The organism is Paenibacillus sp. UMB7766-LJ446, assembly GCF_030226665.1.
GTDB lineage: Bacteria > Bacillota > Bacilli > Paenibacillales > Paenibacillaceae > Paenibacillus > Paenibacillus vandeheii.
In genome coordinates this window covers 315217-331306 of record NZ_JASOYM010000006.1, presented here as the reverse complement: position 1 = coordinate 331306, position 16090 = coordinate 315217, and the positions used below count along the sequence as shown (strand labels likewise).

The 16090-nt window shown below is 44.9% G+C and carries 13 protein-coding genes; 7 read left to right on the top strand and 6 right to left on the bottom strand.

Going from position 1 to position 16090, the window contains the following annotated elements; all coding sequences use genetic code 11:
- Positions 1-74: 74 nt before the first annotated feature.
- From QP794_RS17585 to QP794_RS17575, 3 genes are all read left to right on the top strand, one after another.
- Positions 75-1190 carry a hypothetical protein gene (locus QP794_RS17585; protein WP_285078262.1) on the top strand — a complete coding sequence of 372 codons (1116 nt, stop codon included), beginning with the start codon at positions 75-77 and terminating at the stop codon, positions 1188-1190.
- Between the two features lie 152 nt (positions 1191-1342).
- Positions 1343-1972: a type 1 glutamine amidotransferase family protein gene (locus tag QP794_RS17580; protein ID WP_285078261.1), complete on the top strand. Its 630-nt coding sequence runs from the start codon at positions 1343-1345 to the stop codon at positions 1970-1972.
- An 82-nt stretch (positions 1973-2054) separates the two neighbouring features.
- Positions 2055-2792 (top strand): cyclase family protein, encoded by a 738-nt coding sequence (locus QP794_RS17575; protein ID WP_285078260.1) that lies wholly within the window; start codon positions 2055-2057, stop codon positions 2790-2792.
- Between the two features lie 133 nt (positions 2793-2925).
- Here the strand turns inward: QP794_RS17575 and QP794_RS17570 are convergent, their stop codons facing one another.
- Positions 2926-3126 carry a hypothetical protein gene (locus QP794_RS17570; protein ID WP_094936863.1) on the bottom strand — a complete coding sequence of 67 codons (201 nt, stop codon included), beginning with the start codon at positions 3124-3126 and terminating at the stop codon, positions 2926-2928.
- Positions 3127-3312: 186 nt separating this feature from the next.
- Between QP794_RS17570 and QP794_RS17565 the strand changes: the two genes are divergently transcribed.
- A complete protein-coding gene (locus QP794_RS17565; RefSeq protein ID WP_285078259.1) occupies positions 3313-3822 on the top strand; it encodes a hypothetical protein in 510 nt (169 codons plus the stop codon).
- 62 nt (positions 3823-3884) lie between these two features.
- On the opposite strand, the gene QP794_RS17560 is transcribed toward QP794_RS17565, so the two are convergent.
- From QP794_RS17560 to QP794_RS17550, 3 genes are all read right to left on the bottom strand, one after another.
- Positions 3885-5711, bottom strand: coding sequence for an ABC transporter substrate-binding protein (locus tag QP794_RS17560; RefSeq protein ID WP_285078258.1), 1827 nt, complete (start codon positions 5709-5711; stop codon positions 3885-3887).
- A gap of 65 nt (positions 5712-5776) precedes the next feature.
- Positions 5777-7291, bottom strand: coding sequence for an ABC transporter permease (locus tag QP794_RS17555; protein WP_024628633.1), 1515 nt, complete (start codon positions 7289-7291; stop codon positions 5777-5779).
- Between the two features lie 12 nt (positions 7292-7303).
- Positions 7304-8746 (bottom strand): ABC transporter permease, encoded by a 1443-nt coding sequence (locus tag QP794_RS17550; RefSeq protein WP_285078257.1) that lies wholly within the window; start codon positions 8744-8746, stop codon positions 7304-7306.
- A gap of 146 nt (positions 8747-8892) precedes the next feature.
- Here QP794_RS17550 and QP794_RS17545 point away from each other — a divergent pair, with 146 nt between their 5' ends.
- Entirely contained in the window at positions 8893-10644 is a 1752-nt protein-coding gene (locus QP794_RS17545; RefSeq protein WP_024628631.1) for an ABC transporter ATP-binding protein, read from the top strand.
- 101 nt (positions 10645-10745) lie between these two features.
- Here the strand turns inward: QP794_RS17545 and QP794_RS17540 are convergent, their stop codons facing one another.
- A complete protein-coding gene (locus QP794_RS17540) occupies positions 10746-11534 on the bottom strand; it encodes a hypothetical protein (RefSeq protein WP_285078256.1) in 789 nt (262 codons plus the stop codon).
- Between the two features lie 117 nt (positions 11535-11651).
- Positions 11652-12413, bottom strand: a complete 762-nt coding sequence (locus QP794_RS17535; RefSeq protein WP_285078255.1) for a LuxR C-terminal-related transcriptional regulator — start codon at positions 12411-12413, stop codon at positions 11652-11654.
- Between the two features lie 486 nt (positions 12414-12899).
- On the opposite strand from QP794_RS17535, the gene QP794_RS17530 reads away from it, so the two are divergent.
- Both QP794_RS17530 and QP794_RS17525 read left to right on the top strand, forming a co-directional pair.
- Entirely contained in the window at positions 12900-14357 is a 1458-nt protein-coding gene (locus tag QP794_RS17530) for a glycoside hydrolase family 1 protein (protein ID WP_285078254.1), read from the top strand.
- 236 nt (positions 14358-14593) lie between these two features.
- Positions 14594-16018 (top strand): glycoside hydrolase family 1 protein, encoded by a 1425-nt coding sequence (locus QP794_RS17525; protein WP_285078253.1) that lies wholly within the window; start codon positions 14594-14596, stop codon positions 16016-16018.
- Positions 16019-16090: the final 72 nt, after the last annotated feature.

The window sequence follows — 16090 nt, the reverse complement described above, 5'->3', positions numbered from 1 at the left end:
GTTTTGATGATGTTCCTTTTCAAATGCAAATCAAGTAGACAATCTGATATTGAAATACAATGGGAGGTTATCTGATGGTTGATGTTTTTGCTGTATCAGACATTATTGTTAAACATATTAAGAACCATTACCCTCAAGACGTTGCAATTGTCGGCTATTACGGATCATATTTGCAGGGGCGAGCGACTGAACGTTCGGATTTGGATTTCTTCTTCATTCCAGCGACGGCCAAGGGTAGAGAAGCGGAGTGCCAGTTTATGATCGACGGTATCAGTTTTGATTTCTGGCCCATCGGATGGGATCGTGCTGAACGGATGGCAACATCTGAAGAATGGAATACGACGATTATAGCAGACTGTGAATTGTTATATGTCCGATCAGATGATGATCTAGTCAGGTTCATGGAACTTCGCGAAACAATATCGAACATGGGGAGTAAATCCAAAACATCGGATATGATCAGCAAAGCTGAATCCGTATTAAAGGAATGCTTTATCAGCATAGCTAAAATGCGTCTTTCCAAAAATGCCAAGGATCTTTCCTATTGTCGAACCCAGGCTCAAGAGATTGCGGGAAACATTTTCATGTCGCTTGGATTTTTAAACCAAATTTACTATAAGCGCAGTTGGGGTCACTATCGTGAGCAAGTTAGCAATCTCCCCATTAAACCGGATCAACTGGACCTATACCTTGATACCATTATGTTCAGCCTTTCTCCAGATGAAATAATATCAGCGTGCGAGAAGCTGACAGCGGATACACTTTGTCTCATATCGGAGCGACAAAACAGCCAAGAAGATCTTCGCTCTTATAAAGAGCAACTGCGGGGGTACTACGAAGAGGAAAAAGGTATGATGAATAAACTGTTAACCGCGTGCGAAAAAGGCCATTACGAAACAGCTTTCTTCGTTGCTATTGGGGTGCAAGACGGGTTATCCCAAATATTGTACGCGGCAGAAAAGGGACGCTGGCCTGGCATTATTGACATGGGTGAGCATCGCGAGTTTTACGTTAATTATGGGTATCCTGATCTGGTTGCACTGTTAAATCCAAACGATTTTGAACCGTTGCGATTAGCCGTCCTGCAGCTTATAGATCAGTTGGAGAATCAGCTTAAAAGAGAAGGCTTATCTATCAACCAGTTCGACTCTGTTGCTGAGTTCGAATTATTTTACATAAACAGAGTTTGAGGACAGGGAATAATGAGGCGGAATGAATTCCAAAATAGATAATAAGAAGGCAAGTCTGTGTTTAATTATTATCAAATTTAAAAACTTTACTGACGGAAGATGTCAGTAAAGTTTTTTTATAATAGGGGTATCAAATAGAAGGGGAGTGCATTATGCATACCAAAAAAGTGTATCTTTATGTATTTAATACGATGTCAGACTGGGAGGTAGGTTATTTAATTGCTGAACTAAACTCGGGAAGATATTTTAGAAAAGGGATGGCGCCGATAGAAGTGGTTACCGTGGGTGTTGATAAAAGTCCGGTGACTACCATGGGAGGGATGGACATATTGCCTCGCGTTTCTGTGGATGAGTGTATGTTAGAAAGCACGGATGTGTTGGTTCTTCCGGGTGGAGATACTTGGATGGAAACCATTCACGAACCGATATTGAAAAAAGCTGCGACATCATTAGAACAGGGTCATATTGTTGCGGCAATTTGTGGGGCAACCGTTGGACTCGCAAGGATGGGATTGTTAGACTCCAGAAGTCATACAAGCAACGATCTGGACTATTTGAAAATGATTTGTCCACATTACATGGGAGAAAAATACTATAAGAGGGTTCCGGCCGTAACGGATGACAATTTGGTCACTGCATCAGGCATAGCACCGTTGGAGTTCGCGATGCATGTATTGAAGGTACTGGATGTATTTACACCGGAGACTTTAGATTCATGGTTCAATCTATATCAGACTCATGATCCAAAATACTTTTTCGAGTTAATGAATTCTATCAAATAGTTGGTATTTCGATATTTTCGCATAGGGTGGAATAAGATATAATAGGAGGAATTTATTCCATTCTATGTATGAGGTGATTCGGATGTCCAATGAGCTCATTCAAGCGATTCAATTATTAAAAGAAAAGAAGTGGGTGGATCTGACTCATACGTTTGGTCCGGAATCTCCACATTTCTCAGCTTTTGCTGCGGCACAATTTGATACGTTGTTTAATCACGATCAAGGTTTCTTTGCCCAGAGTTTCAGGTTTCCCGGACAATATGGTACGCATCTCGATGCGCCGATTCACTTTGTGCGTGATACTAGGTATCTGGATGAACTGGGGTTAAAGGAGCTTGTGCTACCGCTGGTTGTCATTGATCAATCTGTAGCTGTAGAGCGCAATCCGGATTTCACGCTGGATGTCGAGCATATTCTTGAGTTTGAAAAAGAGCATGGCGTTATTGAAGCTGGCAGCTTTGTAGCTCTGCGTACCGATTGGAGCAAACGCTGGCCCAGTCATGAAGCCTTCGACAACAAGGATGCTGAGGGAAATAGTCATGCACCCGGATGGTCAGTCAGTGCGCTAATGTTTTTATTCGAGGAAAGAAAAATACAGGCGATTGGTCATGAAACCTTCGATACCGATTCAGCCGTGGATTATCAAAAGAACGGGTCGCTTCTGGCGGAATATTATGTACTTGCCCAGGATACATATCAGGTAGAGCTGTTAACGAATCTGGATCAGGTACCGGCTAAAGGTGCCGTGATCTTCAATATCGTACCCAAGGCTGAAAGGGCGTCCGGTTTTCCAGTCCGTTCATTTGCCATACTGCCGTAAAATAAGGTTGAACATAGACATATCGCAATTACTCAGATGCAGTTCCTTCCGAACGATTCACATATGAGATTTTAAAAAACAGAACGCTCAGATAAATAATAAAGGAGGCATATTCCGCCTCCTTTTTATGTGGTTACTTTTGATCCGATGAGGGATCCTGATTAAACCGTTGTGAAATTTTCTTCTCTGTTTTCTTACGCCGTATCCAGCGCTTGAAAATACCTTCTTCTTTTCTTCCCTGCAGTGTTTCTTTCATGCCTTGGATCATAAATTCGGATCTTCGTCTGTCATCCCGACCAATCTCGCGCAATTCCTTAATAAATTTGTCGTCCATATCTGCCTCTCGCTCATTAAGTATATCTTCATTATACCGAACGTACGTTCTTTTATCAAGTTTTACCAAAATCGAATTTTTGGGGACGATTTAAGTGAGAAAGAGCACAGGATTCAGCCTTCTCCATATGTGAAAATGGAATAGAACTTTCAGTAAAATTTGTATAACATGTCTGGAGGGTGAGGGATGAGGAAGGGTGATGAAGGTGAAAGGAAGCTTGAATGTGGACCTGGAAGGTCGTGGGTGCTCATTATTATGCAAGGGTTACTGGGCATTGGTGCGATCATTGGAGGGGGAACACTCATTATCGATCCATCGGGAAATCTTGTCCATATGCCGGATTCATTGTTAGAGCATTCTCCGTTTGGCAGTTTTTTGATCCCGGGAATTATACTAATGTTGGTTCTTGGCATTGTGCCACTGATCATAGCCGTTTCACTCATTCGCCACACTCACTGGAAAATAGGTGAGAAAATGAATATTTACTCGAATCAATACTGGGCATGGACGTACTCGTTATATACGGGATTTGCTCTGATCATCTGGATTATGGCTCAGGTATACTGGATACAGCATGTATCTATCATCCATCTAGTCTTTTTTGCTTGGGGAGTGGGTATCCAGATCGTCACTCTGCTGCCTGGCGTACAGCGAAAATATCAAGCAGATTGCTCAACAAAAACATTCTCCTTATAAAATAAAACGGCTGTCATCCGGATCTTGGATTGATCCGGGAGGACAGCCGTTTATCAGTATTGTTACTTGGAAGCCTGATAGGCGTTCAAGAATTCTTTCACTTTTGACGGATCGGACTTCAATTCATTTCCGGTCTGAACTAGTGGGCTTACTGTGGAGTACGCTTTAAGTTTATTATTTTTGTAGAACTGCAGTATGTCATCCTGATTAATGGAGTACAGTACGGATTTTCTCAGGTCACTGCTCTTGGCAACTTCCCGATTGGCAGTGTTGAACAGCAGATAGGAAACCGCATTGCTCGGAATGCTCTGCAATTGCAATTTGCTGTCACCTTTGATGATGTCATATTTCGTTTCAGGCACCCCGTAGTATAAGTGAATTTCGCTACTGCGAAGAGCAGATAGCGCACTGTCGGCATCCGAGATGAATCGTACATTCACCTGAGAAATCTTGGGTGCATATTCAGAGCCTTTACGGTAGCCGGGATTCTGATAGAATACACCTTCATAATCATTTTTATATGCCAAGATATATGGGCCGCTGGCATACAGGGTGTTGTTGTACGAAGCACCTTCAGTCACGGTATTCTGATCGCCGTAAGGAATGTCTTTATTCACGTCAAACGAAGCTACATCATACGTATTGATGCTCTCGACCTGCTTTTTGGATACAATGCCAGCAGATTGGTGAGCCAGATAGTTCAATACTTGCGGGAAGGGTTCCGTGGTTGTGAGTTTCACAACTTGATACTTCCCGGCAGCGTTATTGGCTTTGTTTTTGTCCGTGACCAGTTCCGTAATTTTAGTGCCAAGCCCTTGTTCCAATGCTTCTTTAACCGTACCGCTGCCACTGGATTGCTGAATGGATTCCAAGGCGCCCAGATCGGTTACCAACTCGGCCTCCTTGATATGTTCGTGAAGGCTGTATGTCCGGTGATCCGGTACGGAATCTTTGTTTTTGGCGCGATCGAGAGAGAAGATGACGTCATCTGCACCGACACGTTCACCCGTATCTACAGCCTTTTTATTATCAATCTTCGCAAAGTTGATATCGTCTCTGAGAATGAAATAATACTCCGAGTTCCCCTCCGCAATGCTGAAATTGTGAGAGAGCGATCCCTCTGCTGTGAGCTGATCGTCATCTGTCAGGTTAACGAGACGTACATACATGTTGGTATTCAATTGGTTGATGGAACCGTCGTTTCCTTTGATCGGGTCAAGGGAAGTCAGGACAGAAGAACTTTGTGTCAGAATTAAGGGTTCTTTTGTATTTTTGGAGCTGTCTTTGAATTCAATAGGTTCCCATGCCATGGCGCGGGATTTGGACAAGCGAACCGTATCTACATTCAGAATGTCTTTGTTCACAGCCTGACTTTTCAGGGAAATGTACAGCGGAGCGATATAGGCTTGATCCGTTACCAAGCGGTCCTCCAATTGTTTATACGTATCCTTGTAGTCATCCGGAGTCTGAGTAGCGGCTTGGTCAATAAGTTTATCGATTTCCTCATCTGCGAGAATGCTGTAATCCCCACCCGTTTTGAAAAGAGAACGGACCGCATAATCCGGGTTTCCAGTTACGGTTGTCCAGCTGGACAACGCAATATCATAATTCCCTGCATCCTGCTGGGATTTGTAGCTGCCGTAATCCGGCTGCAGATTCAGCTTTACATTGAAGCCGTTCTTGGTGAGCTGGTCGCGGATAATATTCACGTCATTTTCGGAAGAGCTCTGAGCCAGTAATTCGATGTCTACCGGTTTTTGGTTTTGCGTGTTCTCCGATGTATCGGATGGCGCAGTCTCGGACTGCGATTCCGTCTTGGTCTTCACATTGCAACCTGAGATTACAAGGACGAGAATCAATAGTAGTGCGATCAACGTACGTTTTTTCATGAAAATACCTCCAGATAAGTTCATAGTTCATAATTATTGTTCCGAATTGAGTTGAAGGCGGTAAGTTAAGCCTTTTCCAGCTTTGGATCAAGCGCATCGCGCAGTCCGTCTCCCAGAAAGTTGAACGAGAGCACGAGCAGAATGATTGCCAGACCTGGATAGATGGCCAGATATGAATGGGTTTCCAGATACGTGCTGCCCAGCTTGAGAATGTTGCCCCATTCGGGAATATGCGGCTCCACGCCGAGCCCCAGATAACTTAAACTGCTGGTGGCGATGACCGCCCCGCCGATGGTGAGCGTGGACTTAATAATCATGGGTGCGAGTGAGTTCGGAATAATATGTTTGAAAATAATAGACCGATTGTTGTAACCCAGCGCACGTGCGGCTTCAACAAATTCAAAAGTAGATACATAGAGTACACTGGCTCTCATGGTTCGTGCATAGGTTGGGATCGAGCCCAGACTGAGCGCCAGAATAAGATTGACCGTATTGGCCCCGAACGCCGCAATGATGGCGATAGCGAGCAAAATACCCGGAATGGCATAGAGAATATCCAGCAATCGCATGATAATATTGTCTGTATGTCTTCCATAGAATCCCGAGAATGCTCCGAGAATACCGCCAATGAATACCGGAATCAGAGTTGACATGAAACCCACGATTAACGATATACGGGCACCGAATACAATCCGGGAAAATAAACACCGTCCAAAGTCATCTGTTCCCAAGGGATAGGCGAGCGATGGGGACTGAAGCAAGGCCGAGTAGTTATTTTCTACAGCCATGCTGTAATCAAAAGTAAAGAAGCTGCAAATCGATATCGAGAACAGGAAAATGATAAAAAACAAACCGGACATTGCTGTGACATTCGGAGCGAGACGCTCCCACAGATCATTCCAGAAGTTGGATTTTTGTTTGCCCTGTCTGCGAATTCGTCCAATGATGGAAATACCCAGCAGCAGTGCGAACACATTGCCTGTGACCGAAGTCAGGATGAGTATCGTACTTACGCCCAGCATCCAGCGCGGGATGATCGAGGCTGAGGTATATCGGGATACGATAAACAGCACAACCAAATCAATCACCAGGATAAACAGAAGCGCCGCCATGGCTGGCAAAAACGTATCCGCAACATACGGTTTGAATATATTGAGTGCCGAGACCCCAATAACGAACAGCTGGGTCAGCAGCATATACACCGCAAATGTATACTCAATGCTCTTTGTCTTTTTGATCAGGTGAAAAGCGGCCGTTACGATAAAGATATTGCCGGAAACGATACCCAGCAGCTGAACCCAGGCGAGTCTGCGAGTCAGCACAGAGATTGTGCCCTGCCGAATCAGGTCTCTCCGAATTCGGAGCGTCAGCACACTCTGGACCAGCGTGAAAAATAGATAGATTCCGAGTGCTGTCAGCAGAAATGGCCTGAACACCTGGAGGCTCCAGTCATAGATGTTGAATAACAGTAACATCGACAAGAGAAGGGAAGTGACCCAGGCGAAGCTCGCCTGACTGTACTCCTGTGAAGACTTAAGTCGAAAACGCATTTCCTGTGTGAGTGAACCCGATTTTGTCATCATGCACCTGCTTTAATATTGTTTCATCTTGGAACGTACCCGTGGGTCAATAAAAGCGTAGAGAAGATCTACCACCACATTAATAATGGAGATTGTAATCGCTGTGTACACTACTCCGCCCATAATACTCGGAATATCGGGTATAAATTGTTTATCCACAATGTAGCTGCCGAGCCCGCTAATATTAAACACTTTCTCTGTTACTGCCGCCCCTCCAAGCATGCCTCCGAATTGCAGGCCAACCACGGTTACAATTGGAATTAATGCATTACGTACCGCATGTTTCAGCATGACATGTCGTTCGCTTAACCCTTTTGCACGGGCAGTCATCACGTAGTCCTCATGAATAACTTCCAGCGTGGAAGAACGGGTCATACGGGCTACTGCAGCGGTTAATCCGGTTCCGAGAACTATCGTTGGCATAATAATAGAGAGCCAGTTCTGCGGATTGAAGGTAGCGGGAAGCCACTGCAGCTTGATCGAGAAATTCAGGATGAAAATAAGTCCTTGCCAGAAATTCGGAATCGATAATCCAATCAATGCAATAAACATGAATGTGTAATCAAACAGTGAATTGGGCTTGATCGCCGAGATAATCCCAATTGGCAATGCAATGACAAGGGCAAGCAGCAAGGAGATAACGGCCAGTGTTAATGTGATTGGGAACTTTCTGGCGATCGTAGCCGTGACATCTTCATTCCCTGAAAAAGATTTGCCGAGATCAAACAGTGCTATGCCCTTGATATTGTTCCAGAGTTGGACAAGGTAGGGCTGATCCAGGCCATACACATGGTTGAAAGCCGCGATCTGTTCCTGTGTCGCCGTCTCTCCGAGAATGTTGGCTGCCGGATTGAATGGAGACAGGTATAAGATGGTGAAGACAAGTGTAGCTACACCCAAGATGACGAATACCGTCATCAGAATTCTTTCAAATATGTACTTTAGATAAGGATTGCCATACAACAGCATCATGGCGTACATCAGACAGCCCGGAATAACCGATGCCGCAAGAAACCACGGTTTATCAATCAGGGATTGGAACGTATCCGCCATCGTCAGGCGCTGTTTCCCCTGTTCCTGAAGCTTGCTGAACGTTCGTTCCTTTAACTCCTTCTGAACGGATTCCTCCAGCCACTCCTCCGTCTGACGCTCAAACTCAGCCTTACTAACTTGCTGCTGAAAGAAACGGTGTTTACGCCTCAACTGTTCTTCCACGTCCGTCCGAAGTTTATCCCGATAAGAACTGGATAGCATATCACGCTCAACAGCCTGTTGAACCAAGGCCCAGCCTTCCTTTTTTTTTCTAGATTGCCAGACCAGAAGCACAATCAGATTAACGGGCAGTCCGAGAATAAATAGAACATATCGATAGGAGGGATGAAGCAGCATTTTGCCATAAATAAAACCCAGGGTGTATACAAGCTGTGACATTTTGCTGCCTTTTGCAAGATTCAAACCATGCGAGCCTCCTTTCATGTGATTTTAAATTGCATTATTCCGATTGATATAGTATATATTATTTAGAGTCTATTCAATTGTCAAGGTATGGAAGAGTATACATATGAGCACATGTGAAAATATGGATGAGGGCTGGTGATCACATGCAACCTTTGCTGAAAGTAAATGAGTTGTCTGTTTCTTTTCATTCCGGAGAGAGTGAATTTCAGGCGGTGAAGGAAGTCAGTTTTGAAGTGCGGAAAGGGGAAACCCTTGGCATTGTAGGGGAATCCGGCAGTGGGAAGAGTGTGACGGCACGTTCCATTATGAGACTGCTTGCATCTCCTCCTTCGCAGATGAAAAAGGGTGAGATTCTGTTTAAAGGGGTAGATCTGGTCCATAAAACGCAAAAAGAGATGGAGAGCATCCGTGGCCGTGACATCGGCATGATCTTTCAGGACCCTATGAGCTCTCTTAATCCGACCATTAAAATAGGGAAACAGATTACCGAAAGTTTGATTAAACATCAGAAGCTATCCAGAGGAGAAGCGAAGAAGCAGGCGATCGCCATGCTGGAGCTGGTTGGTATCACCCGGAGTGAAATACGTTTCAATCAGTATCCACATGAATTTTCCGGAGGTATGCGTCAGCGGGTGATGATTGCCATTGCTCTTGCTTGCCGGCCTGAATTGCTGATCGCAGATGAACCCACAACTGCGCTTGATGTAACCATTCAGGCCCAAATTCTTAATTTGATGAAAGATATGCAAGCACGGCTGGGCACTTCCATTATTCTGATTACCCATGATCTCGGCGTAGTGGCAGGCATGTGTGATCGGGTCGTGGTCATGAAAGATGGGCAGATTGTGGAATCCGGGACAACTACAGAGATTTTTGCAAATCCAAAGCATCCATATACATCCAGACTGCTAAATGCATTGCCTCGATTAGATGAGAAGAAAAAGCCGAAACTCGTTTCGTTGGTGCCACGCGATCTGGAGGATGATCAGCCTCTGTTGGAGGTGAAGTCGCTCAGACAGCATTTTAATCTGGGCAAAGGCAACACCTTAAAAGCTGTGAACGATATCAGTTTCGAGATTCGCCAGGGGGAGACACTTGGGGTCGTGGGCGAATCGGGCAGCGGGAAATCGACTACAGGTCGAGCCATTCTGCGACTGCATGAGCCTACAGGTGGGGATGTCCTGTTTAAGGGAGTACCACTCAATCGCCTTTCTGCCTCAGAGATGAAAACGATGAGGCGGCATATGCAGATTATTTTCCAGGACCCGTATGCGTCGCTTAATCCGAAATTTAGAATCATGGACATTATTGGGGAAGCCTTGGATATTCACGGTCTTGCCGGCAGTCCCGCTGAACGGGAAAAGCGTGTGGAGGAATTACTGGAGATGGTCGGCCTCGATCCGGCTCATGCCCAGCGTTATCCTCATGAATTTTCAGGTGGACAACGGCAGCGGATCGGAATCGCTCGTGCGCTGGCCGTGGAACCTGAATTTATTGTATGTGACGAGCCGTTGTCTGCGCTGGATGTGTCCATTCAGGCCCAGATTGTACAGCTGCTTGAAGAGTTGCAGCAGCGACTTGGTCTTACATACCTGTTCATCGCACATGACCTGTCCATGGTGAAACATATCAGTGATCGTGTTGCTGTCATGTATAACGGGAAGATTGTGGAGTTAGCAGAAAGTGAAGAGCTCTATTCGAACCCTCAGCATGCATACACAAAGGCATTGTTGTCGGCCATCCCGGTTCCGGACCCGGCTGTGGAGGCGATGAAAAAACGTCATCCTGTGAGTGAAACACCGAGAGAAACGGTAGAAGTAGAAGATCGCTATAATCTGGAACAGTCCAGGTGGGTAGAAGTAAAAGAGGGACATTGGGTGGCGATTTCCGGATAAGGTGAAACATTCAACTTCACTACAAAATGAACCCCGGCAGTGATCTGTGGAAGATCATTGCGCGGGGTTCTATTCCATGCCCGGCAGGCACGGTGGATATATTACTTGAACTGAACAGATTTTTTAATGGTATCGATCTCGGCCTTCGTTGTATCATCCAGATATGTGAAGATGAAGTTAAACGCATAGCCTTCGATAATCGTACTGTAGTAATCTTGCGTAATGGTTGAACCATTGCCCGCATCCATCGTGATTTGCATCAGGTCCATCTCTTTGCCACCGATGGTTTCGGTTGTAAATTCTTTGTATTCATAAGGGAACTGGCTGTCCACCATGAATTTCTTCGTTGCTTCTAGATAATCTTTACCTGTGCGAATGCCTTGCAGCAGGCTCACTTTTTCAGCAATCGCCATAGCGGAAGGACCAACCTGTCCTCCATCCAATGGATATTGTGAAGCCATTAACAGGTTCAATGTTTTGGTCTGAGACAGTTCAATTTGTTTTTTCTTCGTTTCATCGTCTCCAGCTATAGCCTCGGAGGAAGCGCTCGTCAGCTCGTTCATGCCGTCTGCATCCTGGAACTCCCAAGCTTTCGGGAATTTCAGTGATACCCCGAAATAGTCATTGTTATAAGAGCCTTTTTCCGTAGTTCCCAATTCAACTTCTTTGGAGTTATCTGTTTCCTTGGACTTGGAAGTGGATGCTTCAGTGCTTTCTGTGTTTTCCGTATCTTCCGTCTTGGCTGTGTCTGTATCTGTGCCGGCAGTGGTTTCCGTTGTAGTGGATTCATTCGTTTTGGCGTTGTTATCCGCTTTGTCGCCGCAAGCTGCAGCAACCAACAAAATCATAATCAACATGGCAAACAATGAAGCTTTTTTTGGAATAGACATAGTACCCTCCTGAAAATGTGTGTGTGTTCTCTTTTTCTCTCTCTAATCGTGCGTACCTAAAAAGCATAGCACAGATGTTCGTGTTTTTACCACCTATAGGAATCTATAGGGGTACCTTTATAGATAAGACAGACGGCTGGCAATTGAAACAGCTTCGGTGCTAGATTGTACACCTAATTTGTTAAAAATCACTTTTTTATGATGATTTACGGTACATTCCTTGATTTTCAATTTCAAAGCAATCGCTTTAACCGTTAGTCCGTTAGAGATCATTTTCAGGATGGTTAACTGGCGTTTGGTGAACTCTACCGATTGATGTTCTTCGACCGACGCGGCAAGGTTACACTGATAACGATTTTGCATATGAGCCGGGATCAACTTGGCGATTGCAATCAGTTCGCTCTGCATGTCCGCATTAATCGTCGAGACGTCCAGATAGCCGACATGTTGAAGTCCAACAGACAAAGGTGCAGCATAACAGTGCCAGCTACGAAAAAGAGGGTTCTCATGCTGCTCAGGTTGCAGCTGGACAGCTCCATGTGTGTCCATTGATTCGGATATGGCATTGACGCCACAGCTTCTGGCCGTAAAGATCATACCCGGACGGATGGGTAACTGCTTCACCACCTGTTTCAAATCAGGGCTGTAATCCATGGCAAGCAGGACCCCATGCGAGTCGGTGAGCAGAAAGAGATACGTGCTGGACAGATTTTCTTTGATATCCGATAGACTTTGCTGGAAGGCACTAATCAGAAAATGATTGATTTTACGAATCCTGTCCAGATTGGCTTTCGTTACATATTGGATATGTGCCGTACCGGGAGCGACTCGTTCGCTCTCGGACCAGCTCTTTCGTAAGGCAGATGTTCGTGCAGACATAAGGTGTCCTCCTTGGCTATCCATTTTCCCAATAAACATTTAAAATTAAGTCTACCTTTTCCAGAATCGGTTTCAAGCGGCTTAAGGATGAATTGCTTATCGTAGGACTTGGGGGTTACGATGTCTATTTCAGGGCGGGAATTTACATGAGTATGAAAGAGTTATATCGAACGCCCTAAGAGCAGCGATTATATGTATGCCTCAATAAGTTCAAACGGGTCAGTGAGTGGATGGAGCGGAAAGTTGATTTTGCAAAATAGATATGTTACGCTTACATTACAAAAGAAAAACAACAGAATACGCAATAACATCTTTTGATGGATTGTAACTGTGAAGACAGGCAAAACCTAAACTGATGGTGAAATGAAGGCTCTTTTTTTGCGAGCTATTTTACCTTGAGTTTAGGTTTTTCTTGTTTTTTGGCTTGAAATACAGCTGCTGTATACGGGAAAAACCCAAATAAAATTCGAAAAGAGGTTGTTCGTTATGACCACGGCAAAAAAAGGATTCCCCGAAAACTTCCTGTGGGGAGGCGCTACAGCTGCCAACCAATTGGAAGGTGCATTCGATCAGGACGGCAAAGGTCTCTCTACTGCGGATATGATTGCGCATGTTCCCAAAGAGAAGCGTACAGGTGGACATGCCATGGAAATCTCCTCTACACGAATTGAAGAGATCCTCTCCGGCGAAATTGAAGAACGTTTCCCTAAACGTTTTGGTATTGATTTCTATCATCACTATAAAGAAGATATCGCATTGTTTGCTGAAATGGGCTTTAAGGTATTCCGTTTGTCCATTCACTGGGCACGTATCTTCCCGAACGGTTATGATCAAGAGCCGAACGAAGCTGGCCTGAAATTCTATGACAACGTCTTCGACGAACTGTTGAAATACGGAATCGAACCGCTTGTGACGTTGTCTCACTATGAAACTCCGCTGGGTCTGACACAGAAATACAATGGCTGGGCAGGTCGTGAAGTGATCGGGCATTATGTGAGATATGCAGAAACCGTGTTCAATCGTTATAAAAATAAAGTGAAATACTGGCTGACGTTCAATGAAATTAACGTTATGCTGTTTAGCCCATACACTGGCGGCGGTATCCTGATCGATAAAGTGGACAACCAATTGCAAACGACGTATCAAGCGCTGCATCACCAATTTGTAGCAAGTGCACTGGTAACCAAGCTTGCCCATGAGATTGTTCCTGGTTCCCAAGTGGGCTGTATGCTCGCACGTATGGAAACGTACCCGGCGACCTGTAACCCGGTAGATGTTCGACTGGCGCAACATGAGAATCAGATTAACCTCTTCTTCACGGATATGCATGCTCGTGGTCAATACCCGAACTACATGGCTCGTTATTTTGAAGAAAACAACATCGTGATTCAGAAAGAAGCAGGCGATGATGAAATTTTGCTCAATAACACAGTGGATTTCATCTCCTTCAGCTATTACATGTCCGTAACTAAATCTGCATCCGCAGACAAAGAAGAAACAACGGGTAACCTGACTGGTGGCGTCAAAAACCCTTATCTCGAAGCTTCCGATTGGGGTTGGGAGATTGATCCAATTGGTCTGCGTGTAACGTTGAATAACTTCTGGGATCGTTACCAAAAACCACTGTTTATTGTTGAGAATGGCCTGGGCGCATATGATCGTGTGGAAGAGGATGGTTCCATTCATGACTCCTACCGCGTGGATTATCTGAAAAAACACATTGAACAAATGAAAGAAGCGATCAAAGACGGTGTAGATCTGATTGGATTTACAGCATGGGGCCCGATTGACCTCGTGAGCATGTCCACGTCAGAAATGTCCAAACGTTATGGATTCATCTATGTGGATCTGGATGACGAAGGTAACGGAACACTTAAACGTTCGAAGAAAGATTCGTTTGACTGGTACAAAAATGTAATCGCCAGCAATGGTGAGCAGCTGTAATTGGCCTGATTCCTGTATCTTATCTTGAACCCGGATTGCTTCATATCATTAGGCTATTCGGGATTGTTACCGCATAAGCGGGCAAAACCCAACATTCAAAGCAGGCTATCGGTGGAGCTCATCTGATCTGAAGCCCTTTAAGTTGGTGCATTGTCCGCTTTTTGATGTGATCACGGGCATAGGGGCAACTGTTTTAACAAAGAATGAACATAACGTAACCAGAGAGGATGACAGAGATGACAACACCATTTCCGAAGGATTTTCTATGGGGCGGCGCAGTCGCAGCCAATCAGCTCGAAGGAGCTTACAATACGGATGGCAAAGGGCTGTCTGTTCAGGATGTAATGCCGCATGGGATTACGACGCCAAGAACGGAAGGACCGACAGAGGATAACCTGAAATTGATCGGTATCGATTTCTACAACCGTTACAAAGAGGACGTTAAGCTGTTTGCTGAGATGGGATTCAAAGTGTTCCGTACCTCCATCGCCTGGTCCCGTATTTTCCCTAAAGGTGATGAGTTGGAGCCAAACGAAAAAGGTTTGCAGTTCTACGATGATCTGTTTGACGAGTGCCACAAATACGGGATTGAACCGCTCGTAACGATCTCTCATTATGAGACACCACTGCACTTGTCCAAAACATATGACGGCTGGGTTAACCGTAAAATGATCGAGTTCTACGAGCGTTATGTAACCGTCCTGTTTAACCGTTTCAAAGGCAAAGTGAAGTATTGGCTGACGTTCAATGAAATTAACTCTATTCTGGAAGAACCATTCATGAGCGGCGGGATTTACACACCCAAATCCGAACTCTCCAAACAGGATCTGTATCAGGCAATCCACCATGAGCTGGTGGCAAGTGCGCTGGCCGTCAAACTGGGACATGAGATCATGCCTGGAGCGAAAATTGGCTGTATGGTACTCAGCATGCCAACCTATCCGCTGACACCAAATCCGGATGATGTGGTAGCTGCAATGCATGCGGAACAGCGCAATGACATCTTTGCCGATATTCATGCACGTGGCTATTATCCGAAATACATCAATCGTTACTTCAAAGCGAATAATATCAACATCAAGTTTGAAGATGGCGATGCTGAAATCCTGAAACATACGGTGGACTTCATCTCGTTCAGTTACTATGTAAGTATTTGTGAGACAGGTGACCTACAGAAGCGTGTTGAAGGCAAAGGAAATCTGTTTGCAGGTGTACAGAACCCTTATCTCAAAGCAAGTGAATGGGGTTGGCAGATTGATCCGCAAGGCCTGCGCGTGACGCTGAATAAATACTGGGACCGTTATCAAAAACCGTTGTTTATTGTCGAAAATGGTTTGGGTGCAGCAGATGAGCTGATCACAGACGAAAATGGCAATAAAACGGTGAATGATGATTACCGGATTCAATATCTGAATGATCACTTGGTACAAGTGGGAGAAGCGATTGAAGACGGCGTTGAAGTTATGGGTTATACCTCATGGGGCTGCATCGATCTGGTGAGTGCATCCACAGCAGAGATGAAGAAACGTTATGGCTTTATCTATGTGGATCGCAATAACGATGGAACGGGTACACTGGTTCGTTACAAGAAAAAATCATTCCATTGGTACAAAGAAGTTATTGGTACAAACGGCGCAAGTCTAAAATCCGATAACCATTAATTTTTGGTTCTAAAGACATATGTGGGTAGCATCTTCTTGTGTCCTATTGAAGCACATTAACCGCTTTCACAA